This window comes from Mycolicibacterium arenosum (genome assembly GCF_024320865.1).
Classification (GTDB): domain Bacteria; phylum Actinomycetota; class Actinomycetes; order Mycobacteriales; family Mycobacteriaceae; genus Mycobacterium; species Mycobacterium arenosum.
On the sequence record NZ_JANDBD010000003.1, the window covers coordinates 68,211 to 92,047 of the forward strand.

General features: G+C 69.2%; 24 protein-coding genes. 8 read left to right on the top strand and 16 right to left on the bottom strand.

The features are described 5' to 3' along the window. Window positions 1-2 precede the first annotated feature (2 nt). The 3 genes from NM203_RS07550 (at window position 3) to NM203_RS07560 (ending at window position 3,554) form a co-directional block, all read left to right on the top strand. Window positions 3-965, top strand: a complete 963-nt coding sequence (locus NM203_RS07550) for a glutamate ABC transporter substrate-binding protein (RefSeq protein ID WP_255059211.1) — start codon at window positions 3-5, stop codon at window positions 963-965. Next, complete coding sequence (locus tag NM203_RS07555) at window positions 962-3,217, top strand: serine/threonine-protein kinase PknG (protein ID WP_255059212.1); 2,256 nt, start codon at window positions 962-964, stop codon at window positions 3,215-3,217. The genes NM203_RS07550 and NM203_RS07555 overlap by 4 nt, the downstream gene beginning before the upstream one ends. A gap of 94 nt (window positions 3,218-3,311) precedes the next feature. Then, window positions 3,312-3,554, top strand: coding sequence for a long chain fatty acid-CoA synthetase (locus NM203_RS07560; RefSeq protein ID WP_255059213.1), 243 nt, complete (start codon window positions 3,312-3,314; stop codon window positions 3,552-3,554). 76 nt (window positions 3,555-3,630) lie between these two features. Here the strand turns inward: NM203_RS07560 and NM203_RS07565 are convergent, their stop codons facing one another. From NM203_RS07565 to fgd, 5 genes are read right to left on the bottom strand one after another with little or no spacing between them, the layout of a single operon-like run. After that, window positions 3,631-4,764: an acetate kinase gene (locus NM203_RS07565; protein ID WP_255059214.1), complete on the bottom strand. Its 1,134-nt coding sequence runs from the start codon at window positions 4,762-4,764 to the stop codon at window positions 3,631-3,633. After that, window positions 4,761-6,851, bottom strand: coding sequence for a phosphate acetyltransferase (pta, locus tag NM203_RS07570; protein ID WP_255059215.1), 2,091 nt, complete (start codon window positions 6,849-6,851; stop codon window positions 4,761-4,763). The genes NM203_RS07565 and pta overlap by 4 nt, the downstream gene beginning before the upstream one ends. Before the next feature lie 32 nt (window positions 6,852-6,883). Further along, window positions 6,884-7,042: a hypothetical protein gene (locus tag NM203_RS07575; RefSeq protein WP_255059216.1), complete on the bottom strand. Its 159-nt coding sequence runs from the start codon at window positions 7,040-7,042 to the stop codon at window positions 6,884-6,886. Beyond that, window positions 7,014-7,712, bottom strand: coding sequence for a PHP domain-containing protein (locus NM203_RS07580; RefSeq protein WP_255059217.1), 699 nt, complete (start codon window positions 7,710-7,712; stop codon window positions 7,014-7,016). The genes NM203_RS07575 and NM203_RS07580 overlap by 29 nt, the downstream gene beginning before the upstream one ends. 47 nt (window positions 7,713-7,759) lie before the next feature. Continuing rightward, a complete protein-coding gene (gene fgd, locus NM203_RS07585; RefSeq protein WP_255059218.1) occupies window positions 7,760-8,770 on the bottom strand; it encodes a glucose-6-phosphate dehydrogenase (coenzyme-F420) in 1,011 nt (336 codons plus the stop codon). A gap of 59 nt (window positions 8,771-8,829) precedes the next feature. Between fgd and NM203_RS07590 the strand changes: the two genes are divergently transcribed. Further along, entirely contained in the window at window positions 8,830-9,558 is a 729-nt protein-coding gene (locus NM203_RS07590) for an MBL fold metallo-hydrolase (RefSeq protein WP_255059219.1), read from the top strand. Window positions 9,559-9,578: 20 nt separating this feature from the next. Here NM203_RS07590 and NM203_RS07595 read toward each other — a convergent pair whose 3' ends face one another. Both NM203_RS07595 and NM203_RS07600 read right to left on the bottom strand, forming a co-directional pair. Beyond that, window positions 9,579-9,869 carry a hypothetical protein gene (locus tag NM203_RS07595; RefSeq protein ID WP_255059220.1) on the bottom strand — a complete coding sequence of 97 codons (291 nt, stop codon included), beginning with the start codon at window positions 9,867-9,869 and terminating at the stop codon, window positions 9,579-9,581. A 31-nt stretch (window positions 9,870-9,900) separates the two neighbouring features. Beyond that, on the bottom strand, window positions 9,901-11,028 hold the full coding sequence (locus tag NM203_RS07600) for an LLM class flavin-dependent oxidoreductase (RefSeq protein ID WP_255059221.1): 1,128 nt from the start codon (window positions 11,026-11,028) through the stop codon (window positions 9,901-9,903). A 126-nt stretch (window positions 11,029-11,154) separates the two neighbouring features. On the opposite strand from NM203_RS07600, the gene NM203_RS07605 reads away from it, so the two are divergent. Beyond that, window positions 11,155-12,009: an SDR family oxidoreductase gene (locus tag NM203_RS07605; RefSeq protein ID WP_255059222.1), complete on the top strand. Its 855-nt coding sequence runs from the start codon at window positions 11,155-11,157 to the stop codon at window positions 12,007-12,009. Here NM203_RS07605 and NM203_RS07610 read toward each other — a convergent pair. The 7 genes from NM203_RS07610 to NM203_RS07640 form a co-directional block, all read right to left on the bottom strand. After that, window positions 12,006-14,639, bottom strand: a complete 2,634-nt coding sequence (locus NM203_RS07610; protein WP_255059223.1) for an AAA family ATPase — start codon at window positions 14,637-14,639, stop codon at window positions 12,006-12,008. The genes NM203_RS07605 and NM203_RS07610 overlap by 4 nt on opposite strands. Before the next feature lie 147 nt (window positions 14,640-14,786). Beyond that, the gene (locus tag NM203_RS07615) at window positions 14,787-15,185 is read right to left on the bottom strand and encodes a hypothetical protein (protein WP_255059224.1); all 399 of its coding nucleotides are present in this window, start codon (window positions 15,183-15,185) and stop codon (window positions 14,787-14,789) included. A gap of 55 nt (window positions 15,186-15,240) precedes the next feature. Next, window positions 15,241-16,458, bottom strand: a complete 1,218-nt coding sequence (locus NM203_RS07620; RefSeq protein WP_255059225.1) for an O-succinylhomoserine sulfhydrylase — start codon at window positions 16,456-16,458, stop codon at window positions 15,241-15,243. Beyond that, window positions 16,455-16,880, bottom strand: coding sequence for a rhodanese-like domain-containing protein (locus tag NM203_RS07625; protein ID WP_255059226.1), 426 nt, complete (start codon window positions 16,878-16,880; stop codon window positions 16,455-16,457). The genes NM203_RS07620 and NM203_RS07625 overlap by 4 nt, the downstream gene beginning before the upstream one ends. A 28-nt stretch (window positions 16,881-16,908) precedes the next feature. After that, the gene (locus NM203_RS07630; protein ID WP_255059227.1) at window positions 16,909-17,373 is read right to left on the bottom strand and encodes an Rv0361 family membrane protein; all 465 of its coding nucleotides are present in this window, start codon (window positions 17,371-17,373) and stop codon (window positions 16,909-16,911) included. Beyond that, window positions 17,370-18,461 (bottom strand): ATP-grasp domain-containing protein, encoded by a 1,092-nt coding sequence (locus tag NM203_RS07635; RefSeq protein WP_255059228.1) that lies wholly within the window; start codon window positions 18,459-18,461, stop codon window positions 17,370-17,372. The genes NM203_RS07630 and NM203_RS07635 overlap by 4 nt, the downstream gene beginning before the upstream one ends. Window positions 18,462-18,518: 57 nt before the next feature. Further along, the gene (locus tag NM203_RS07640; protein ID WP_255059229.1) at window positions 18,519-18,851 is read right to left on the bottom strand and encodes a UBP-type zinc finger domain-containing protein; all 333 of its coding nucleotides are present in this window, start codon (window positions 18,849-18,851) and stop codon (window positions 18,519-18,521) included. 76 nt (window positions 18,852-18,927) lie between these two features. Here NM203_RS07640 and NM203_RS07645 point away from each other — a divergent pair, with 76 nt between their 5' ends. Beyond that, the gene (locus tag NM203_RS07645) at window positions 18,928-20,520 is read left to right on the top strand and encodes a Na+/H+ antiporter (RefSeq protein ID WP_255059230.1); all 1,593 of its coding nucleotides are present in this window, start codon (window positions 18,928-18,930) and stop codon (window positions 20,518-20,520) included. On the opposite strand, the gene NM203_RS07650 is transcribed toward NM203_RS07645, so the two are convergent. Further along, on the bottom strand, window positions 20,507-21,025 hold the full coding sequence (locus NM203_RS07650) for a MarR family winged helix-turn-helix transcriptional regulator (RefSeq protein WP_255059232.1): 519 nt from the start codon (window positions 21,023-21,025) through the stop codon (window positions 20,507-20,509). The genes NM203_RS07645 and NM203_RS07650 overlap by 14 nt on opposite strands. A gap of 305 nt (window positions 21,026-21,330) precedes the next feature. Beyond that, complete coding sequence (locus tag NM203_RS07655) at window positions 21,331-22,110, bottom strand: MBL fold metallo-hydrolase (protein ID WP_255059233.1); 780 nt, start codon at window positions 22,108-22,110, stop codon at window positions 21,331-21,333. A gap of 112 nt (window positions 22,111-22,222) precedes the next feature. Here NM203_RS07655 and NM203_RS07660 point away from each other — a divergent pair, with 112 nt between their 5' ends. Together NM203_RS07660 and NM203_RS07665 are read left to right on the top strand one after the other, a co-directional pair. Further along, window positions 22,223-22,564, top strand: a complete 342-nt coding sequence (locus NM203_RS07660; protein WP_255059234.1) for a winged helix-turn-helix transcriptional regulator — start codon at window positions 22,223-22,225, stop codon at window positions 22,562-22,564. A 98-nt stretch (window positions 22,565-22,662) separates the two neighbouring features. Then, window positions 22,663-23,835 carry a cytochrome P450 gene (locus tag NM203_RS07665; protein ID WP_255059713.1) on the top strand — a complete coding sequence of 391 codons (1,173 nt, stop codon included), beginning with the start codon at window positions 22,663-22,665 and terminating at the stop codon, window positions 23,833-23,835. Window positions 23,836-23,837 lie beyond the last annotated feature (2 nt).

The following is a 23,837-nucleotide window of genomic DNA, read 5'->3' on the forward strand; positions in this document are numbered from 1 at the left end:
TGATGCGCTCAACATGTAGGACCATCGGATGGCTCGCCGCCGTGACGGTGCTGGCCGGCTGCACTCAGGTCGCTCCGATCGACTCGGTGCCGGGCGTGACGCTCGCGCCGCCGACACCCGCCGGAATGGAGCAGCTGCCGCCCGCTCCGCCCGGACCACCGCCACCCGACAACGAGGGGTGCACGGCGAGTCTGCGCCCCTTCCCCACCAGGGCCATGGCCGACGAGGCCGTCGAGAACATCCGCACGCGGGGACGTCTCATCGTGGGACTCGACATCGGCAGCAACCTGTTCAGCTTCCGCGACCCGATCACCGGCGAGATCACCGGTTTCGACGTCGACATCGCCGGCGAGGTGGCGCGCGACATCTTCGGCACGCCCTCTCAGGTGGAGTACCGCATCCTCACCTCCAACGATCGCATCACCGCGCTGCAGAACAATCAGGTCGACATCGTGGTGAAGACCATGAGCATCACGTGCGAGCGGCGCGAGTTGGTGAACTTCTCGACCGGATACCTGACGGCCAACCAGCGGATCATGACGGCGCGCGACACCCCGATCGCCACGGCCGCCGATCTCCCGGGCAAGCGGGTGTGCGCGGTGAAGGGCACCACGTCGCTGAGCCGCATTCAGCAGATCGCCCCGCCCGCCGACGTCGTCGAGGTGATCACGTGGGCGGATTGCCTTGTCGCACTGCAGCAGCGCCAGGTCGACGCCGTCAGTACCGACGACACGATCCTCGCCGGCCTCGTCGCCCAGGACCCGTATCTGCACATCGTCGGGCCGAGCATGAACGAGGAGCTCTACGGGATCGGCATCAATCTGGAGAACACCGGATTGACCCGTTTCGTGAACGGCACGCTGGAGCGCATCCGCAATGACGGCACGTGGAACACGTTGTACCGCAAGTGGTTGACGGTGCTGGGCCCGGCGCCGTCACCGCCCGTCCCGAGGTACTCGGCATGACGGCGGAACAGCGTGCAGAGGCCGACGACGAGCCGCCCGGCACCCAGCCCGCGGAGGCCATGACGTACGACTCGCTGGCCACGATGCGACCGATGGCCACCCAGGCCGTGTTCCGGCCGGATTTCGACGACTCCGAGGGCGTTTCGGTGCCGACCGCGGAGACCGAACCCACCGAACACCTCACTCCCCCGATGCGGACCGTGCGCCGGATCCGACGGCTCGGCGGGGGACTCGTCGAGGTCCCCCGAGTGCCTGCGCGCGATCCGCTCGACGCGTTGATGACGAATCCGGTTGTCGCCGAAGCCAAGCGGTTCTGCTGGAACTGCGGCAAACCGGTCGGCCGGTCGACATCGGACGGTGCGGCGCAGTCCGAGGGCTGGTGCCCGCACTGCGGCAGCGCCTACTCCTTCCTGCCACAGCTGAGTCCCGGCGACATGGTGGCCGAGCAGTACGAGATCAAGGGCTGCATCGCACACGGCGGCCTCGGCTGGATCTACCTGGCGTTCGACAAGAACGTCAACGACCGGCCGGTGGTGCTCAAGGGACTGGTGCACTCCGGCGACGCCGAGGCGCAGGCCATCGCGATGGCCGAACGCCAGTTCCTGGCCGAGGTCACCCACCCGGTGATCGTGAAGATCTTCAACTTCGTCGAGCACGACGACAAGCACGGTGAGCCCGTCGGCTACATCGTGATGGAGTACGTCGGCGGTACGTCGCTGAAACAGGCCAAGGGTGACAAGCTTCCGGTGGCCCAGGCGATCGCCTACATGCTCGAGATCCTGCCCGCGCTCGGCTATCTGCACTCGGTCGGGCTGGTGTACAACGACCTCAAGCCCGAGAACATCATGCTGACCGAGGAGCAGCTGAAGCTCATCGACCTCGGCGCCGTGTCGCGGATCAACTCTTTCGGCTACCTGTACGGCACACCCGGTTACCAGGCGCCCGAGATCGTCAAGACCGGCCCCACCGTGGCCACAGACGTCTACACCGTCGGCCGCACGCTCGCCGCCCTCACCCTGAACCTGCGGACCAAGAACGGCAGGTACGTCGACGGGCTCCCGGAAGAGGATCCGCTTCTGGCGCAATACGATTCGTTCGCCAGGCTACTGCGGCGCGCCATCGACCCCGATCCGCGCCGCCGCTTCGCCAGTGCCGACGAGATGGCGGGCCAGCTGCTGGGTGTACTGCGCGAGGTCGTCGCCAAGGACACCGGTGTGCCCCGCCCCGGCCTGTCGACGGTGTTCAGCCCGTCGCGTTCGACGTTCGGCGTCGACCTGCTGGTCGCGCACACCGACGTCTACCTCGACGGTCAGGTGCACAGCGAGAAGCTCACGGCGCAGGAGATCGTGAAGGCGCTGCAGGTGCCGCTGGTGGATCCCGCTGACGTCGGCGCCGCCGTGATCTCGGCGAACGTGCTGAGCCAACCCGTGCAGACGTTGGACTCGCTGCGAGCCGCTCGCCACGGCGCCCTGGACTCGGACGGCATCGACCTGTCGGAGTCCGTCGAGCTACCGCTGATGGAGGTCCGGGCGCTGCTCGACCTCGGCGACGTGGCGAAGGCGAACCGCAAGCTCGACGACCTCGCCGATCGGGTCGGGTGGCGCTGGCGGCTGCTGTGGTTCAAGGCGGTCGCCGACCTGCTGTCCGCCGACTACGAGTCGGCGACGAAGCACTTCACCGAGGTGCTCGACACGGTGCCCGGCGAGCTGGCGCCCAAGCTGGCCCTCGCCGCGACGGCCGAACTGTGCGGCACCGCCGACGAGAGCACGTTCTACAAGACCGTGTGGAACACCGACAACGGCGTGATCTCCGCCGGCTTCGGCCTGGCGCGTGCGCAGTCCGCCGACGGACAGCGCGAAGCGGCGGTCAAGACCCTCGACCAGGTGCCGGCCACGTCGCGGCACTTCACCACCGCCCGGCTCACCAGCGCGGTGACACTGCTGTCGGGCCGAAGCGGCGGCGAGGTCACCGAACAGCAGATCCGCGACGCCGCCCACCGCGTCGAAGCGCTGCCCGACACCGAGCCGCGCGTGCTGCAGATCAGGGCGCTCGTCCTGGGCACCGCGATGGACTGGCTGGCCGACAACACCGCCAGCACCAACCACATTCTCGGCTTCCCCTTCACCGAGCACGGGTTGCGGCTGGGCGTTGAGTCGTCACTGCGCGGGCTCGCGCGGGTGGCACCGACCCAGGCGCACCGCTACGCCCTGGTCGACCTGGCCAACAGCGTCCGCCCGATGAGCACCTTTTAGGTCAAAGCACACCTGTCAACCGGATTTGGTATTACCGTCCCAAGCGCAGTATTTTTGCCGACGGCCCAAGTCTCCTCGACCGTGAAAGCTCCTCATGCGCGCCAGCGTCGTCACCCGCACCCGTCCCGTCCGCCACCGCACGTTGCGCCCGATGGCGGGCCAGCTGTTCGAAGCGACCATCGCCCGTGATGTCACCGGTTGGACGGTCTCGATTCCCGAGCTCGACGCGGAGGTTCACGTCGTCCGCCGCGCCGAGGCCGAGAGCGCGGCGCGCGAGTGCATCGCCGTGCGCACCGGCATTCCGATCAGCTTCGTCGCCGTCTGGATCCGCGACTAGTCGGGATATCGCGAGTTCTACACCCGCGTCGTGATCCCGCGATCGAACGCAGCAGAGTCGAAGAACTCGCGGGCCGCTAGATCACCCGGACGCAGTCGCGCGCGATCGCGAGCTCCTCGTCGGTCGGGATCACCAGCACCGTGACCGGCGACATCTCCGCCGAGATGCGCCGTGGTCCCCTGGCCGGGCTCTCGTTGAGGTGCTCGTCGATCTCGATGCCCAGCGGAGCCAACCCGCTGAGCGCATCGAGTCGCACCGCTGCGTCGTTCTCCCCCACCCCCGCGGTGAACGTGATGACGTCGGTGCGCCCCAGCAGCGCGAGGTACGCGCCGATGTACTTGCGCAGCCGGTGGATGTAGACGTCGTAGGCCAGTAGGGCGGACTCGTCACCGGCGTCGATGCGCTTGTGCAACTCGCGGAAGTCGATCTCGCCGCACAGGCCCGATACTCCGGAGCGCTTGTTCAGCAGCGTCTCGATGTCCTCGACGGTCATTCCCGCCGTGCGCCACAAATACATGATCACGCCGGGGTCGATGTCACCCGACCGCGTGCCCATCACCAACCCCTCCATCGGCGTCAGGCCCATCGTCGTGTCGACCGGCCTGCCGCCGACGATCGCCGACGCCGACGCCCCGTTGCCGAGGTGCAGAACGATCTGACTCAGCGACTCGAGCGGCTCCTCCAGGAACTCGGCGGCCTGCCTGCTGACGAACGCGTGCGACGTGCCGTGGAACCCGTACCGGCGGATGTGCCACTGCGCAGCGATCTCCCGGTCGATGGCGTAGGTGGCCGCGTCGGGCGGCAGGTCGTGGAAGAACGCCGTATCGAACACCGCCACATGCGGCAGGTCGGGCAGCACGCGGCGAGCCACCCGAATGCCGAGCAGCGCAGGCGGATTGTGCAACGGCGCCAGCGGTGAGAGCTGCTCGATCCTCTCCAGCAGCGCGTCGTCGACGATCGTCGGCTCGTGGAGATCGGGCCCGCCGTGCACGACGCGGTGCCCGACCGCGACCAGCCCCAGCCCGTCCAGATCGTGGCCGGCCCCCGCCAACGCGTCGAACGCGAGGCGCAGCGCGGCCTCGTGGTCCGCAGGGCCCCCGTCGTCACCGATGCGCTCGACGATGCCGTCGGCCAGCTGCCGACCCGAATCCGGCTCCACCACCGCGTACTTCAGCGAGGACGATCCGCAGTTCAGAACGAGAACGGTCATGAGCCCTGCGCCTGGATCGCCGTGATCGCCACGGTGTTCACGATGTCCTCCACCAGTGCTCCGCGAGACAGGTCGTTGACCGGCTTCTTCAGGCCCTGCAGCACCGGGCCGATGGCGATCGCACCCGCGCTGCGCTGCACCGCCTTGTAGGTGTTGTTGCCGGTGTTGAGGTCGGGGAAGATCAGCACGGTCGCGTGCCCCGCCACGTCGGACTCCGGCATCTTGGTGGCCGCCACCGAGGGCTCCACGGCGGCGTCGTACTGGATGGGGCCCTCGACCAACAGCGACGGTTCGCGTTGCCGGACGAGTTCGGTTGCGGCGCGGACCTTGTCGACGTCGGCGCCGGTGCCCGAGGTGCCCGTCGAGTAGGACAGCATGGCCACTCGCGGCTCGATCCCGAACTGGGCGGCGGTGCGGGCCGACGAGATCGCGATGTCGGCGAGTTGCTCAGACGTCGGATCCGGCACGATCGCGCAGTCGCCGTAGGCGAGCACCTCGTCGGCGAGGCACATCAGGAAGATGCTCGACACCGTCGACACGTCCGGGAGCGTCTTGATGATCTCGAAGGCGGGCCGAACCGTGTGGGCGGTGGTGTGCCGTGCACCGGAGACCATGCCGTCGACCATGTCGTTGTGCACCAGCATCGTGCCGAAGTACGACACGTCGTGAATGGTTTCGCGGGCCTGCTCGACCGTCACGCCCTTGTGCTTGCGCAGCTCGGCGTACTGCGCCGCGAACTGATCGCACAGCTCGCTGGTCTGCGGGTTGATCACCTTCGCGTCCGACAGGTCGACGCCGAGTTCGGCGGCGCGGGCCCGCACGGAGGGCTCGTCACCCAGGATCGTCAGCTCCGCCACCGAGCGCTGCAGAAGCCGACCCGCCGCCTTCAGGATGCGGTCGTCGTCGCCCTCGGGCAGCACGATGCGCTTGCGGTCCGCGCGGGCGCGGTCCAGCAGCTGGTAGGTGAACATCTGCGGTGTGACGACCGTTGGAATCGGAATCGCCAGCTGCGCCAACAGATCCGACGTATCCACGTAGGTCTCCATCAGCTCCAGCGCGGTGTCGATCTTGCGCGACGATCCGGTGGTCACCCGGCCGCGACTCAGCGCGACGGCCTTCGCCGTGTCGTAGGTTCCCAGGTCGGTGGCGACGATCGGCAGCCGCAACCCCAGCCCCTCGACCAGCTTGGCGATCGCGGGATGGAGGGCCAGTCCGCCGTTCAGAATCAGGCAGGACAGCGACGGAAAGCCCGCTGCCGCATGGGCACTCGCCATCGCCAGCACGACATCGGAACGATCACCGGGCGTGATGACCGCCATGCCGTCGGTGAGTCGCTCGAGGACGTGCTCTGCGGTCATGCCCGCGACCAGCACGCCCAGCGCCTCGCGGGTCAGCAGGTCCTCGTCGCCGCTGATGACCGTTCCGTGCACCGCCTGCTGCAGTTCGGCCACCGACGGCGCGATCAGCAGCGGTTCCTCCGGCAGCACGTAGCACTTCACCCCGTCCGGGGCGCTGCGCCGCAGTACCTCCGACACCGCGTCCATTTCATCCGGCGCACAGCGGTTCACCACGACGGCTGCGGTGTGCGCGTGCTGGCCGGCGATTTCGGCCAGGCACAGCTCGACGACGTGCGCGACGTCGTCGGGGGTACGGCCCGCAGCGCGGACGGCGAGCACCACCGGGGCGCCGAGGTTCACGGCGATGCGCGCGTTGACGCTCAGCTCGCTGGGCGAAGCCACGTCGGTGTAGTCACTGCCGACGATCAGCACGGCGTCGCACTGCTCGGCCACCTGGTGGTAGCGGTCGACGATCTCGGCCAGCGCGTTGTCGGGGTCGTCGTGCAGCTGCTGATAGCCGACGCCGACGCACTCCTCGTAGGCCAGGCCGGCCGTGGTGTGAGCCAGCAGCAGCTCGAGGATGTAGTCGCGGTCCTCGCCGAGCCGGGTGATCGGCCGGAACACCCCGACCTTCGCGACGGTCGCCGCGAGCCGGTGCAGGATCCCGAGCGCGATGGTGGACTTGCCCGTGTCCCCCTCCGGGGAGGCTACGTAGATCGCGGAGTTGGCGGACGCGGCAACCGGTTGCACGCTGCCCAGCCTGCCATGGACGTCCGCGGCAGTCACCGCCGCCAGAAGTCCAGCCGGTCGCGGCCAGGGCGGAACCCGGCGGCTTCGACCACGTCGACCGCGATGTCGAACTTGGCGCCGATCCGGAAGGGCGTGTGCGCGTCGCTGCCGAACGACACCGCGTCACCGCCCTCCTGCCACCACCAGCGCATCAGCTCCGCCGATGCCAGCGGGCTCCTGGTGTTTGATCTCCAGCGCTCGCCCCGATGAGGCCAACTCGCGGAACACCGTCCGGTACTCCTCCTCGAAGTCGGCCTCCGAGTACTCACCGGCACGATCCGTCGGCCAGTATCGACGCGGGTAGTCGCAGTGCGCCAGCACGTCGAACACCGACGAACCGGCGACGAGCTCGACCATGTCCGTCAGATACCGGCGCATCAGGTCGTGCGGGTCGACGTCGGCGAGCAGCGACGAGTCGACGTACTCCAACCCGCCCCGGTGTTCGACGGCGTGCAGGCTGCCGAGCACGCGCTCGAACTCCCCGGCCGCCAGCACCGCGGCCACGCTGCCCGCGAACAGATGCGGCTCGCCGGCCTCGATCCCGGACAGCAGGCGCAACTCGGGGTACAGCTCACGGCACCGGGCGAGATCCGCAAGGTAGCCCTGGACGTTCATCGGCGTCACCCGCGGGCGCGCCCCGACGTCGGCGGGTGCGGTGGCACCGCCGTCACCGTCGCCCCACGCCGTGAAGTCGACGTGTTCGGTGAACGCGAGGCCGGGCAACCCGAGATCGCGGGCCCGCTCACAGGCGAGCTCCATGGTCGACGACGACGCGGTGTCCCAGGACCACCTGGTGTGGACGTGATTGTCGGGCGGCTTCATCGCGGCCCATCATCGCAGGGCCGCAACGGCTCTCGCGCGTTAGACGATCAGCCCAGCTTGCGCAGCCGCGGCTCCAGGTCGCGCTGGAACAGCTCGAGGAACCGCCGCTGATCGTGGCCGGGGGCGTGGAACACCAGGTGGTTCAGGCCCCAGTCGACGTAGTCCTTGACCTTCGCGACCGCCTCGTCGGGATCCGAGGCGACGATCCAGCGCTTCGCGACCTGCTCGATGGGCAGTTCGTCGGCGGCCTTCTCCATCTCGATCGGGTCGTCGATGGAGTGCTTCTGCTCCGCGGTCAGCGACAGTGGGGCCCAGAACCGGGTGTTCTCCAACGCCAGCTCGGGGTCGGTGTCGTAGGAGATCTTGATCTCGATCATCCGGTCGACGTCGTCGGGGTTCTTACCGGCCGCCTCCGCGCCCTCCCGCATCGCCGGGATGAGCTTCTCCTTGTAGAGCTCCTCGCCCTTGCCGGAGGTGCAGATGAAGCCGTCACCGGCACGGCCCGCGTACTTGGCCACCTGCGGACCGCCGGCGGCGATGTAGATCGGGATGCCGCCCTCGGGCACGTCGTAGATCGAGGCGCCCTTGGTCTTGTAGTAGTCACCCTCGAAGTCGACGCGGTCGCCGAGCCACAGCTCGCGCATCAGCCGCACGGATTCGCGCAGCCGGGCGTACCGCTCCTTGAACTCGGGCCACTCGCCCTCGTAGCCGGTGGCGATCTCGTTGAGGGCCTCACCGGTACCCACGCCGAGGAAGATCCGGTCGGGGTACAGGCAGCCCATGGTGGCGAAGGCCTGCGCGATCACCGCCGGGTTGTAGCGGAACGTCGGCGTCAGCACCGACGTGCCGAGCACGAGTCGCTTGGTGCGCTCCCCGACGGCGGTCATCCACGCCAGCGAGAAGGGCGCGTGCCCGCCCTCGTGCCGCCACGGCTGGAAGTGATCGCTCACGGTTGCGCTGTCCATGCCGTGGGCTTCCGCCTCGACGGCCAGTTCGACGAGCTCACGCGGCGCGAACTGCTCAGCCGACGCCTTGTATCCGAGTTTGAGTTCAGCCACGTTTCTTTTCTACTCCTGCGCCGTCCGGTGTATTCCACCCGTGTCGATAGACTCCCCCCATGGCGGAGCTGACAGCCATCACCGACACCGTCCACTTCGCCCGCACCGAACTGGTCAACTGGACCCTGGTGACCGACGACACGGGGATCCTGGTCATCGACGCCGGCTTCCCCGGCCAGCGCGACGAGGTGCTCGCGTCCGTGCGGGAACTCGGCTACGACATCGACGACATCCACGCGTTCCTGCTGACCCACGCCCACGTCGACCACTTCGGCAGTGCCATCTGGTTCGCGAAAAACCATGGCACGCCCGTCTTCTGTCACGCGGCCGAGGTCGGCCACGCGCACCGCGAGTACCTCGAGCAGGTGTCGCTGCTCGACCTGGCCATGAAGATGTGGCAGCCGCGGTACGTCGTGTGGTCGGCCACGATCGGCGTGAAGGGCGCGCTGGTCCGTGACGGCATCCCGACCGCTCACGCGCTGACCGAGGAGGTGGCCGCGGCGCTGCCGGGCAGCCCCATGGCCATCCCGTCACCCGGCCACACCGGCGGGCACTGCTCCTACGTCGTCGACGGCGTGCTCGTCAGCGGCGACGCACTGGTCACCGCCCACCCCGTGTCGACACGCACGGGCCCGCAGCTGCTGCCCGACCTGTTCAATCACGACCAGGCGGGCTGTGAGCGCAGCCTGTCCGCGCTCGGCATGCTCGACACCGACGTGCTGCTGCCAGGGCACGGCCCGGTCTGGCGCGGACCCATCCGCGAGGCGGCCGAGCGGGCCGCTCGATAAGACTTCGGAGCGGGCCGCCGTCAGGTGAGCACGCCGTAGCCCAGCAGGAACACCGCGGTCAGGCACAACCCGCAGGCGATGATGATCGCCGGCATGACGAACATCCCGTCCAGTTCGTCGTCGTGCATGGCGTCGCGTTCCACAGCGCCGAACAGGAAGCGCGCCACCCGCGACATCCGGAAACCGCCGACGACGCGACGGACGGCGGCGCGTTTGCGGTTGCGCCCGATGAGCACCCGCGTCCCGATTCCGCCGACGAAGACCAGCACGGCGAGGGCCAGCAGCAGCCAACCCACCTCCGCGTGCGTCACGGCGCCAGCGTATCCGCCGCAGCGCCCCCGCTCAGGCGGTTGTGCCCCAGCGCTCGGCGAGCAGTTGGTGTGACCGCAGCCGATCCGCGTGCCGGTGCGTGACCGAGGTGACGACGAGTTCGTCGGCGTCGGCGACGCGGCGCAGGGCGTCGAGCCGGTGGGCGACCTCGTCGGGATCGCCGACGAATTGCGTTGCCGTGCGGTCTTTCACGACCTCGACCTGTTCCGGTGTCAGCGGATCGACGGTGTCCGGATCCGGGTAGGGCACCGCACCGTCCCCGGCGCGGATGGAGTGCACCCAGTGCCCGTAGCTCGACGCGAGGTGTCGCGCAGTCGCGGTGTCGTCGGCGACGACGACGTCGGCCGACACCACCACGTAGGGTTCGGCGAGTGCTGCCGACGGCTGAAAAGCGTTGCGGTACAAACTGATCGCATCGAGTGCGGTCGCCGGGGTGATGTGATAGCTCGCGACGAAGGGCAGCCCGCGAGCCCCGGCGACCTGCGCGCCCTGCCCCTTGCCGCTGCCGAACACCCACGGCGTCAACGCGGCGCCCTCTCCGGGCACGACGTGCGACTCGACGCCGTCGGCACGATAGCAACCGCCGATCATCGCGAGGATGTCACCGACCTGGTCGTCGAAGTCGGGCGGCACGGCCTCGGGCTGGGTCAGCACCGACATCCGCGCCCGCAACCGGGGGTTGCGCATCAGTGCGCTGACGTCGAACGGCGGTGGCAGCACGACGCCGTCGATCTCCCGCCACTCCTGCCGCGCCGGGGCGGGGGCGGGGCCGGCCTTCGCCAGCGCCTCCCTGCGGCGTTGACCGGACCGGCCGACGCCGAGGTCGATACGGCCCGGAAAAAACGCGTCGAGGATGCCGAAGCTCTCCGCCACGGCGACCGCCGTCGTCTGACCAAGTTGCACCGCGGCGGCGCCGACGCGGATCCGCTCGGTCGCGGCGGCGATCTGCCCGATCAGCACGGCGGGCTGCGAGCTGGCGACGGCGACGAAGTGGTGCTCGGCCAGCCAGTAGCGCTTGTAGCCCCAGCGCTCGGCGTGCCGGGCGAGGTCCACGGTGTTGCGCAGCGCCGTCGCGGCGTCGTCGCCCGCGCTGATCGGGGCGAGGTCGAGGATCGAGAGGGGTACGGAGTGACCTGCCACGCCTCAGGTCTACCGTCTCCCGCCCCCCGGTATTCCCCACGCCGCACATCGCGTCAGCACGAGTGCAATTAACCCCTGTTCGACCACCCTTCCGAGAAAAACTTGACACGTGTAAAGTTTGGCCGCATGGACAACATCCGAGGCAAGACCATCGCGATCACCGGCGCCGCGCGCGGCATCGGTCATGCCACCGCGAAGGCACTGCTGGCCAGGGGCGCACGCGTGGTCATCGGGGACCGCGACGTCGCCGTGCTCGAGGAGGCGGTCACCGGCCTCAGCAGGTTCGGCCAGGTCACCGGCTATCCCCTGGACGTCACCGACCGCGAGTCGTTCGCGATGTTCCTCGACAAGGCGCGCACCGACGGGGCGGGCCACATCGACGTGCTGATCAACAACGCGGGCGTCATGCCCATCGGGCCCTTCCTCGAACAGTCCGAGCAGTCGATCCGCTCGTCGATCGAGGTCAACTTCTACGGTGTGCTGACCGGTTGCCAGCTGGTGCTGCCCGAGATGGTCAAGCGCCGCCGCGGCCACATCATCAACATCGCGTCGATGTCGGGGCTCATCCCGGTGCCGGGCCAGGTCGTGTACGTCGGCGCCAAGCACGCGGTGGTCGGACTGACGGTGGCACTCGCCGACGAGATGGCACCGCACGGCGTGGAGGTGTCGGTGATCATGCCGCCGTTCACCAACACCCAGCTGATCTCCGGCACCGCCGAAACCCCCGGCACGAAACCCGTTGAGCCCGAGGACATCGCGGCCGCCATCGTCAAAACCCTCGACAAGCCGAAGACGCACGTGTCGGTCCCGACTCCGCTGCGGTTCACGGCGGCCGCGGCGTCGATGCTGGGACCGCGGGGGCGCCGCTGGCTGAACCGCAAGCTCGGCCTCGACCAGGTGTTCCTGTCCTACGACACGGCAGCCCGGAAGGGCTACGAAGACCGCGCCCAGGCGGCGACCGGGGTCATCGAGAAGGATTAGCGGCCGCGCATGATCCTGCGCAGTTCGCCCCGCGTGGTGACGCCGAGGCGCTGACACGCCCGCAGCAGGTGGCCCTCCACCGTGCGCACCGAGGTGACGAGTTTGTCGGCGATCTCCTTGTTGGACAGTCCGACCGCCACCAACTCGGCCACCTCGCGCTGCCGGGCCGTCAACGGGACGGGTGCGGTGGCACTTCGGGTCGCCGGCGTGCACAACCCGCCGCACTCGGTCGCCAGCTTGTCCGCCACCGACTGAGCGAGCGACCCGCGGCCGCGCTGCTGCCCGGCCAGGAACACCGTCGCCGCCTGCGCTGCGACGTCGGCCGCCGTGCACCGATCGCCGAGCGACTCGTAGGCCTGCGACGCCGTCAGCAGCTCATCCCCGTTTCCCGCGGCGAGGGCCGCGGCGTGCGCCGCGACCGCGTCGGCGATCGGCAGCTGCAGAACCTCCGCGAGTTCGGTTGTCCGAGCCACGATCTGAGGTAGCTCGTCAACGGCGCCCCACTGCAGCGCCGCCTGCAGGCAGGACAGTTCGTGCGTCGGCTGGTCGCGCTCGCGGGCGGCGGCGGCTTCGGTCAGCACGGTGCCGACGGCCTCGGCGAGCCGGCCACCCGACGCCAGGGTCCACCCCGAGGCCATCGCCAGACCCGTCTGCATGAACAGGAAGTCGGGCGGCACCCCGCGACGCGCCTCCACCAGCATGGGGACCGCCGCCGACGTGTCGCCCAGCTTGGCGTACATCTCGGTGAGCGCGAACGTGCAGGCGGGCCGCAGGCCGGTGGTGATGCCGTGGTTCTCGACGCCCGCGAGCGCCTCCCGCAGCAGCGGTCCCGCGGCGGCGAGATCGCCGCGCATCAGTTCCGCGTTGCCCATCAGGAACACCAGGTTCGCGTAGGCGAGACCCGGCGCGTCCTTGGCCATCAGGACCAGGGCGCTGGCCGCGTCGTGGCACTCCTGCAGTCGGCCCGTCAGCCGGCACGCCCTGGCGTACACGCCGCCGAACCAGAAGCGCATGTGCGACGTCTCGTGTGAGTTCGTCGCGCGGTCCAGCGCGGCGCGCGCGACCGGCGTGATGTCGTCGGTGTGACCGAGCGCGCCGCAGGCCATCACCAGCGCCACCGAGGCGAGCATCGCGAAGATGTCGGACAACCCGGATTCCAGTGCGGCCCTTGCCTTCTTCTCGGCGTCACTGCACCGGGCGAACACCGCGTCGACGCACGCTTCGACCGCCAACCGCTCCGCACGTTCGGCGTCGGTCTCCGGGCATTCCGCGAGGCTCGCCAGCACGGCGGCGGCCTCGGCCGGCCTGCCGAGCATCCAGATCAGGTTGGCCGCCCGAATCGTCGCCCACCGATGACGGGTCGGGCAGTCGCGCGCCGCGAGCTCGCGCAGCAGCTCCTCGGCCCGCTCGCCCTGACCGGCGATCACCCGGTTGAGCGCCTGCAGTTCGACGGCGTCGACCACGCCCATCGCCGCCGCGGCCGCGGCGAACCGGTCGGCGAGCTCGAGATCGAGAAGCTGCATCGTGTGGCGGGCCGCATCGAGATAGAGATCCGGGTCGGCGGGCAAATCGGACTGCAGCACCAGCAACGCGCGCCGCACCGTGGCCTGCGGATCGCGATCGGGGCGCGCCGCCAGCCGGGTGGCGACCCTTCCGCGCACCCTGGACAGGTGCATCTCGCCGGCCGTGGCGCGGCGCAGCTCGCCGTACAGCGGGTGCGCGAGCCGTGCCATCAGCGCGTCGCCGGTGCGCTCGACGGTGATCAGGTGCAGCGCGTCTGCGGCCTCGATCTGTTCGCGGCCCACGACGTCGGCGAGCACGTCGAGCTCGAGTGGCTCGCACTGCGACAGCGTGTCGACGACGAGCGCGAGTTCGGTTGGCAGCCGGTTCAACTGGTCACCGAGCAGGTCGCTCATGCTCTGCGACACGGCCACGTCGCCGTCCCAGATCCACATGCCCGCGGCCTGTCGCAGCCGGTCGGCAGCCACCTGGTCGCGGATGAGCTGCTGCAGGTACAGCGGGTTGCCGCCGGTGAGCCGCCAGAACCGCTTGGCGCTGCGCGCGTCGACCGGACCGTCGAGGACCGTCTCCACCATCGCGCGGGTGCCGTCCTCGGTCAGCGGCTCCAGGTCGAGCCGCGCCAGCAGACCGTCCTTCCACAGCGCGGTGACGGCGTCGGGCGGGCTGTTGCCGGTCCGGAGGGTGACGACCAACCGCGCTTCGCGGGTCTGCGCGAGGTGGTGCACGACGTGGGCGGAGAACCCGTCGAGCAGATGAGCGTCGTCGACGCCGATGAGGTGGCGCCCCTGGGCGTGGCCGGTGACGAGTGAGTCGATGACCCGACGCACGCTGGGCGGCGCCGGCTCGGAGACCGCCGCCATGGTTTCACTGCTCAGCGTTGTGGTGAAGGCGCCCAACGGGATCGGGCGGGCCGACGCCGTGCCCACGACCCAGTTCGTGGACGTGCCTGTTGCCGAGGCGCGCATCATCAGTTCACGCGCGAGCCTCGTCTTCCCCACCCCCGCCGGCCCGGCGATGACCACCCCCGCGTACTTACCCGAACCGCTCAGCGCGCGGCGCAGTTCCGCTAGTTCCGTGTCCCGCCCGGTCAGCGTATCCCCGCTGATCACGGCCAAACCATACCCCCGCGAACCGGGTCGGGTTGCCCCAATGCCCGAGTTCAACGACGTGTCACCTTCCCCGGCGAGCGTGCGTGTCTGCGCGCCGACACGCCGATCTTGACCGCGATTCCGCGCACGCTCGCCGAGGGGTGCCAGCTAGCTCAGTGTCGGCTGCGGGTCACCCAACCGATACTCCTCGATGGTGGCGAGGTGGGCGAACAACTGCTCGACGGTCAGCACGTACTCGACGTGATCGGACTCCGGAGTGGTTCCGACCAGCAGTACGTGCGGCTCGGCCGGGTCGGTGACCCAGATTCGCGTCACGGGTTCCGCCGACTCGTCGTCGACGTCCACGCCGGACGGCGGGTAGTACCAGGTGATGAACTCGTCGGTCGAGAACTCACGATCGAATTCCCAACCCCGGCTGTTGATCTGCTTGGCGATCAGCTCGACACCGGCGACCGTGGCCTGCATGTCGTCGGTCAGCCACCGTTCGTTGCGCGCGGCGAGCCGCCGCTTCCGCCGCGCCTTCTTGGCGGCCGTCGACTTGGACACGCGTCGATGCTAAGCCGGAAACCCCGAAAGCAGCGGTAACCGGCGCGACAACCCGCTAGGACAGGGCCCGGTCCAGATCGGTGATCAGATCCTCGGTGCCCTCGAGGCCGATCGACACGCGGACGACGCCGTCGCCCAGGCCGATCGCCGCCCGACCCTCCGGTCCCATGGCGCGGTGGGTCGTGGTCGCCGGATGCGTGATGAGCGACTTCGCGTCGCCGAGGTTGTTCGAGATGTCGATGACCTGGAGCTTGTCGAGCACCTCGAAGGCCCTCGCCTTCGTCCCCCCGGCCAGTTCGAACGTGACAACCGTTCCGCCGCCGCGCATCTGCCGCTTGGCGAGATCGAACTGAGGATGCGATTCGAGGAACGGGTACTTCACCCACGACACCGACGGATGCCCCTCGAGGAACTCCGCCACCAGATGCGCGGACCGGTTCGAGTAGTCGACGCGCACCGCGAGCGTCTCGAGACCCTTCAACATCGTCCACGCGTTGAACGCGCTCATCGCCGGGCCGGTGTGGCGCATCAGCTTCTGCACCGGACCGTCGATGTACTCCTTGCCACCGAGGATCGCGCCGCCGAGCACTCGGCCCTGACCGTCGATGTGCTTGGTGCCCGAGTACACCACGACGTCGGCGCCGAGCGGCATTCCCTGCTGCAGCAGCGGCGTCGCGAAGACGTTGTCCAACACCACTTTCGCACCCGCCGCGTGGGCGAGGTCGCACACCGCGGCGATGTCGACCAGCGACTGCATCGGATTGGACGGCGTCTCGAAGAACACCGCCTGCGTCGGCACCGACAGCGCTTCCTCCCACTGGGCGAGGTCCTCACCGTCGACGAACACGACCTCGACGCCCCAGCGCGGCAGGATCTCACTGCACACCACGAAGCACGATCCGAACAGGCTGCGCGCGGCCACCAGCCGGTCGCCGGCACCCAGCAGGGCCCCCAGCGACGTGAACACCGCCGCCATGCCGGTCGCGGTCGCGAACGCCGCGGGCGCGCCCTCGATGAGCCGCAGCCGTTCCTCGAACATCGAGATCGTCGGATTGCCGTAGCGCGAGTAGACGTATCGGTCGATGTCGCCGGTGAACGCCTTCTCGGCCTCGGCCGCGGACGCGTAGACGTAACCCGACGTCAGGTACAGCGCCTCCGAGGTCTCCTCGAAGCCCGATCGCAGCAGTCCACCGCGCACGCCGATGGTCGCCTGGCTGACGCCGTCGGGGAGTGCGGCCGGGATCCTGACCGACGGGACGTCGGGGTTACTCATGACTGTCTCCACGGGAGTCCGATGGCGCGCCAGCCGGTGGCGCCGCGATGGCCGGACTCGTCGAGGTCACCCTCGAAACCGTCCAGCATGTTGTACGACGGTGCGATGCCCGCAGCCGTCGCGGCTTCGGCGGCACCGATCGACCGGTTGCCGGAGCGACAGAGGAAGACGACCGGGCGCTCAGCAGGGGCATCGCCCCCCGAATTCAGCTGCGCGATCAACTCGTCGACGAAGCCGTCGTTGTGTGTTCCGTTCGCCGAGTTCCACTCGACGTAGACGACGTCGCGCCCCAGCCCGGAGAGATCGGCCACGCCGACCCACTTCCACTCCGCCGACGTTCGGCAGTCCACGAGCACCGCTTCGGGGTTGGCGCTGAGCAGTTCCCACGCCTCCTGGGGCGTGATGTCTCCGGCGTAGCTCACGTTCGCGAGTGTCCCATACGTGTTGTCGTCAGACTTCGCAGCTCTTCCACGAACCGTCCTCCTTGACGAGCGACACATCCGACGTCTTCTTGTCGTCGCGGGATTTGTCGAAGCTGTAGGTGACGGCCGCGGTCGCCCGCTCGCCGTCGATCCGCACGTCGGCGACGTCGTCGACGTAGCGTTCGCCGTTCTTCTCGACCGAATCCCGCTGAGCAGCGATGACACTGGCCTCGTCGCCCTGCGCGGCGGCGCACGTGTAATCGCGGAAGGCCGCGTAGTTCTGCCGCTGCAGGGCGTCGTTCTGCCCGATCACCGCTCTGCTGACGAGTTGCTCGGGCGTCAGGTCGTCACCGCCGAGGGCGTCGATCACGAACATTCCGATCACCACGAGCACGACGATTGCCAACGCGCCGACGAACGGCGCGATGGTCGGCTTGTCCTCGATCTCCTCCGGTTCGTCTCCGGAGGCGTCGGCGGGCTTGTCGTCGCTCACGACGCGGCACCGGCGAGCGCGGCCGCCACCCTGTGGGCGCGGTCCCTGGCGCGCACGACGTCCGGCGCGGTGGCCAGCGACACCGCTGTGCCGTCGACGAGCCGGAGGTCGGTCTCCTGCGTCGCGAGCGCCTCCGCGAGCACCGCGACGGGGACGGATCCGCCCGCCTCGGAGATCTCCACCGCGGCCGGGGAGATCATGATGGTGTCCAGGGGCAGCCCCAGGATCGCCCTGGCGTGCAGCTCGAATTGCGAAAGCCTTTGCGAGCGAAGGGTTACCAGCCCGCTTCCGGTCGGCAGCGCCCGGACCGTCGCGAAGTACACCTCGGCTTCGCGCAACAGCAGTTCGACGGCGAACACGCCGCGACCGCCGAGCGAGTTGACGATGCGCGCCGCGATCGACCGCGCGGCGTCGAGCGCCTCGAGCGGCATCGCGTGCGGCTGCCACGCTTCGAACTGCCCGTCGGGCAGCTCCCGGTGGCCGATCGGTTCGCAGAAGTGCACGGCCGGCCCCGCCTGACCGATGGTCCGCACCGTCAGCAGTGTCACCTCGTCGTCGACCTCGATCACGCTCTCGGCCAGGACCCGGTGCGGCGCGCCCGACGACGTCGACCGGGCCGCCACCTGCCACGCGGCCTCGATGTCGTCGGAGCGCAGGAGCACCGACCGGCCTTCGGCGCCGGACCCGGCGACCGGCGTGACGGCGAGCGGGAAGCCGGCGTGCCCGGCCACGGCGACGAGTTCCGCCGCCGAGCCCGCGAACCAGAACGGCACCGTCGGCAGACCGAGCTCGTCGGCGGCGAGCGTGCGCAGACCCTCGCGGTCGTGGCTCAGGCGGGCGCCCCGCGGCGTCGGGAACACCTCGACGCCATCGCGTTCGGCGGCGGCGATCAGTACCTCGACCGATACGTCCGGCGTCGTCGCCACGACGTACTGCGGCGAGTGCTCGTCGAGCAGCCGGCCCAGCTCGGCGGCGTCGGCGCACGTCTCGACGGCGACGACGGTCGCGCCGAGCCGCCGGAAGGCCAGCGCCAACTCACCGCCGCGGTCACAGGCGCCGAGCAGCAGCACCTTCGTGGATTCACTCATCGCTCTGCCAGCCTAAGTGGTCTTCGCGCGCTCGCTCGTCCGCCCTGCCGGGCCCTCCTAGCTCGTGGCCGCCTCGACCTGCAGATCGAGGTAGCACCAGCGCCAGCTTTCGCCCGGCTCCACCGAGCGCATCACCGGGTGCCCGGTCTGGCGGTGATGGGCGGTGGCGTGCTGGTGCGGGCTCGAGTCACAGCAGCCGACGTGGCCGCACGTCAGACACATCCGCAGATGCGCCCAGTGATCCTGGCCGTGCTCGGCGCATTCCCCGCAGCGGCCCGGCGTCAGCGGTTCGGGATCGGATCGCCCGGCAGCGGCGGCGAGGTGCTCGCACGTGTTCGACACCGGCTGCGCCGGAAGCTTCCGGTCGCCTCCGCGTGTTCTCCTTCGCATGCTGGTCAAGGATAGGCGGGCGGCGGTGCCCACGATCGGGCACCGCGACTCGTCGTAGAACGGGAGGAACGGTGACGTGGAAGCGTCTCTACTCGCGGCCCTGGTGGCGTCGGTCGCTCTCGCCGGGCTGGCTCGGCGATTCGACATCTCGGCGCCGCTGGCACTCGTCGTCGCGGGACTGCTCGCCGGGCTGATCCCCGGACTGCGCGGTATCGAGCTCGAGCCCGAGTTGGTGCTGTTCGTGATCCTGCCGCCGCTGCTGTGGTCGGCGGGCCTCGAGAGCAGCTACGTGGCGATGCGCCGCAACGTCCGGCCGATCGGGCTGCTGGCCGTCGGCCTACCGCTCGCGACGACCTTCGCGGTGGGCGTCGTCGCCTACCACACGGTGCCGGAGCTGACGATCGCCGCGGCGCTGACGCTCGGCGCGATCGTGGCGCCGCCCGACGCGGTGTCGGCGACCGCGATCGGCCGCAGGCTGGGGCTGCCGCGGCAGATCATGACGCTGCTGGGCGGGGAGAGTCTGCTCAACGACGCGACCGCGCTGACCGCGTACAAGGTGGCGCTCGCCGCGGCTGTCGGCACGGCGGCGACATGGCAGTCGGGACTGGGTACGTTCGCCCTGGCAGCGGTCGGAGGCGTCGTCGTCGGCGCCGCACTCGGCTCGCTGATCGCGTTCGCCCGCAAGTGGTTCGACGATCCGATGATCGAAAGCGCCATCGGACTCGTCGCGCCGTTCTTCATCTACTTCATCGCCGAGGAGGTGCACGGCTCCGGTGTGATCGCGGTCGTGGTAGCCGCGCTGATCCTGGGCCAGCTGTCCGCCCACTCGGGGTACGCGACGCGCCTGCAGGACGCGGCGGTGTGGCGGGCCGTGCAACTGATCCTCGAGTCTTTCGCGTTCCTGCTCATCGGTTTACAGCTGCCGACCGTCGTCGGTGAGCTGTCGGGGATCTCCGCGGGCACGCTCGCCATCGCGTCGTTCGCGGTACTCGGGACGGTCATCGCGGTGCGGATCGTCTGGGTCTACGTGTTCGCCTACCTGCCGCGCGCGCTCTCACCCAAGGTCCGTTCGCGGGAGACCCGGCCACCGACCAAGTCCGAGGTGTTCATCGTCGCGTGGGCCGGAATGCGCGGAGTGGTGTCGCTGGCGGCCGCGTTCGCGGTCCCGATGACGACGCTGTCGGGGGACCCGTTCCCCGGCAGGCCCCAGCTGGTGTTCCTGACGTTCGTGGTGGTGATCGGCACGCTGCTGCTCCACGGACTGACGCTGCCGTGGCTGATCAGAACGCTCGACGTGCAGGCCGACGACGACCACCGCGACGCGCTCCAGCAGGCCGCGGCACAGACCAAGGCGGCCGCCGCGGCCGAGGCCAGGCTCGACGAGGTGCTCGCCGACCAGCGCGCCGGCTCACGGGTGGGGGACGCCGCCGAGATCCTGCGCGGCTGGAACGAACGCAGGCAGCGGGCGGCGTGGGAACGGCTGGGCCGGGGTGCGGACGAGATCGGCGAGAGCCCCGCGGCGGCGTTCAAGCGCCTGCGACTGGAGATGCTGGCGGCCGAACGCCAGGCCTTCATCGACGAGCGCGACGCGGGATCCATCAGCGACGAGGTGCTGCGCGAGGCGTTGCACGGACTGGATCTGGAGGAGGCGGCGCTCAACCGGAACTAGCGGTGTCCTTGACGCCGTTCTCGGGCATCTCCGCGCGGAAGGTCCGCATCGCCGTGATCATCGCCTCGAACACGCGGTTCGCCGCCGCGAGGTCCTCATCGGGCAGGTGCGCCATCGCCCGCTGGTTGTGTTCGGCCAGTCGGCGGAAGAACTGCGTCGCCACGCCCATCCCGTGGTCGGCGTAGCGGAGGATCACCTTGCGTCGGTCCGTCGGATCGGTTTCCCGTCGCAAATGCCCCGTCTCGGTCATCCGCTCGACGAGATAGGTGATCGCGGCGCCCGACAGCCCCATCTGGCGGCGCAGATCGCCCGCGGTCAGGTGGACGCCCTGGCCCTCGGCCAGCATCACGAACAGCAGCGCGCGAAACTCGTTCGCGGAGATGTTGTTCTGGTCCGCAAATGCCCTGGCGATCCAGTCCGACTCGGAGGTCAACTCCCGAAGATCGGCCCCCATGCGTCGTTCCAGCCGTATCCGGCCCTCGGCAGCACCCGTCCATTCCGGCATGTCAATTTCGATTCCCCCCGTGGATGGCTGGCTGGATGATACGTCGATACCGCTATCACCTGTGCCGATTGACGGTTGACCGAGTTGACGACTGGTGTCGATCGCTGTCGATCGCCGCGCCCCGACGCCCCTCCGGTCCCGATCGCGTCCAGATTTCCGCTGGTCGCAGGCGGTGCATTCAGCACCGCCGGCACGCGTATCCGGGAACCGGGGCACTGCGCGCGGCAAACTCCGACTTGGACGGATCAGCCATGCGGTCGAGCGCCGCGCGTCGGCGGACAGCCGGCGTCAACCACCGTTTGCGGTCATCGAGCGTGAGCGATCCGTGCGTGGTCGATAGCCACATCGACTGCGCCGCTCGCGGGGTCGGGTTCGCCGTGAGCCGGTAGCAGGGCGGCGGAGCCGAACGGGCGCAGGAGTCGCAGGCTCGACAGGCATAGCGCGTCGTGTGCCGGGTGCTCACTGAACACCACGGGTCCCTCGCCGCCGAACATGGGATCTCGAGTCATCAGCGTGTCGCCGGTGAAGAGGACGTCGAGTGACGGGTGATGCAGGACGCAGTTGCCAGGCGAGTGGCCTGGAACGTGGGCGGCCCGAAGGCGACCGGGGACGTCAAGGCGCTCGTCATCGGTGAAGGGGCGAGCGCCCGAGACCGGCGGCTGGGAGAACACCGAATCGACGGCGGCTTCGGCGAGTAAGCCGAGCGCCGCCGGCCGCCACATCTGATTTCTGATCCGTGCGGGCGGGCGTCTGACTCGCGTGGTGCGAGAGATCGCCACATCGTCCTCGTGGACGTAGACCGGAACGCCACGGCGGTCGAAGTCCCCGGCGAATCCCAGATGATCGGCGTGACCGTGGGTGATCACGATCGCATCCACGTCGCCGACGCGTCGACCGGTCAACTCCAGCCACTCGTTCAGATACCGGAGGTGGCCGTAGAACCCCGCGTCAACCAGGGTGACCGACCTGCCCTCCGTGAGGGCGTAGAAGTTCACCCGAGCACTTCCCAGCAGCCACACCCCGTCGACCACCTCACGCGGCGTGCGCGGTGCGGCGAATCGATTCGCCGCCCGGAGTCGTGTCACCGGGCACCATCCCTCGGATTAGCTTCCATTTTGGAAGTATTTCTACTTCCGTAACGGAAGTCAAGGCGGTAGCGTCGGATGCGTGAACCGACACGCCGATACCGATTGCCCGATGGCTCACGCCGTTGGACTGCTGGGGGATCGATGGACCCTGCTGCTCGTGCGAGAGGCGCTGGCCGGTGCCGAACGTTACGAGCAGTTTCAGACTCGGCTCGGGATGTCCGACAACACCTTGTCGCGCAAGCTTCGCGATCTCGTGCAGGCAGGCCTTCTGGAGCGCACCTCCGAGGGCGCACGCCCCGTCTACCGGCTCACGTCGGCCGGTGCTGACCTGGCCTCGGTGCTGGCCGTACTCGGGGTGTGGAATCAACGGTGGTTCGCCGTGCCCAAACCGCGTCGACCTCCTCCGCCAGTCGTCGACGCCGCCGAATCACTGGGGCTTTCAACTGTTTGACCGCGAACGCCGTGAGTGGGATCGCCTTCCGGGATGAGCGGAATTCGGAGCGTACGGTCGAGAAGGTGAGTGCTCCGCCAGCCGAACCGCCCGTCCACATGCGGCGCGACGCCTTCGACCCGAGTTCCGAGCTGTCCCGGATCCGCGAGGGTTCGGGCGTGCACACCGGCGTCAACCCCTTCGGGATGACCATCTCGGTGATCACCCGGCACGACGACGTCAAGGCCGTGCTCTCCGACCACGGCCGGTTCGCGAACTCGCGACCCCCTGGTTTCGTCATGCCCGGCGCGGACGACATCACCGCCGAGGAGCAGGAGCGCTCGCGCGCGGGAAACCTGCTGGCACTGGATCCCCCCGAGCACCAACGCATTCGGCGCATGCTGACGCACGCGTTCACCATTCGGCGGATCAAAGAGCTGGAACCGCGCATCACGGCGATCGTCGAGGAGCACCTCGACGCCATGGCGGCCGCGGGCCCGCCCGTGGACCTGGTCGAGGCGTTCGCACTGCCCATCCCGTCGCTGGTGATCTGCGAGCTGCTCGGCGTCCCCTACGCAGACCGCGAGGACTTCCAGAAACGCGCAGCGCGGCAACTCGATCTGGCGCTGCCGATCCCCGAACGGCTCGAGGTGGTCCGCCGCAGCCGCGAGTACATGCACGGTCTGGTCGCCGACGCCAGGAAGGCGCCCGGTGACGACATCCTCGGCATGCTCGTCCGCGAGCACGGCGCGGAGTTGACCGACGACGAACTCGTCGGCATCGCGGGGCTGCTGCTGCTCGCCGGACACGAGACCACGTCGAACATGCTGGGACTCGGCACCCTCGCGCTCCTACGACATCCGGATCAGCTGGCCGCGGTGCGCGACGACCCCGACGCCGTCGGGCCGGCGATCGAGGAGCTGCTCAGGTGGCTGTCGATCGTGCAGACGTCGATCCCCCGCATCTGCGTCACCGACACCGAGGTCGCGGGTGTGCCCATTCCCGCCGGACAGTTGGTGATGGCGTCGCTGCCCGCGGGTAACCGGGATCCCGATTTCATCGACCGGCCCGACGAACTCGACATCCGGCGCGGCGCACCGGGCCATCTGGCCTTCGGCCACGGCGTGCACCACTGCCTCGGCGCCCCGTTGGCCCGCATGGAGATGCGCATCGCCTGGCCCGCGCTGTTGCGCCGATTCCCCTCGCTCGAGCTCGCCGAGGAATTCGACGATGTCGAGTTCCGCTCGTTTCACTTCATCTACGGTGTGAAGTCGTTGAAGGTCGGGTGGTAGAG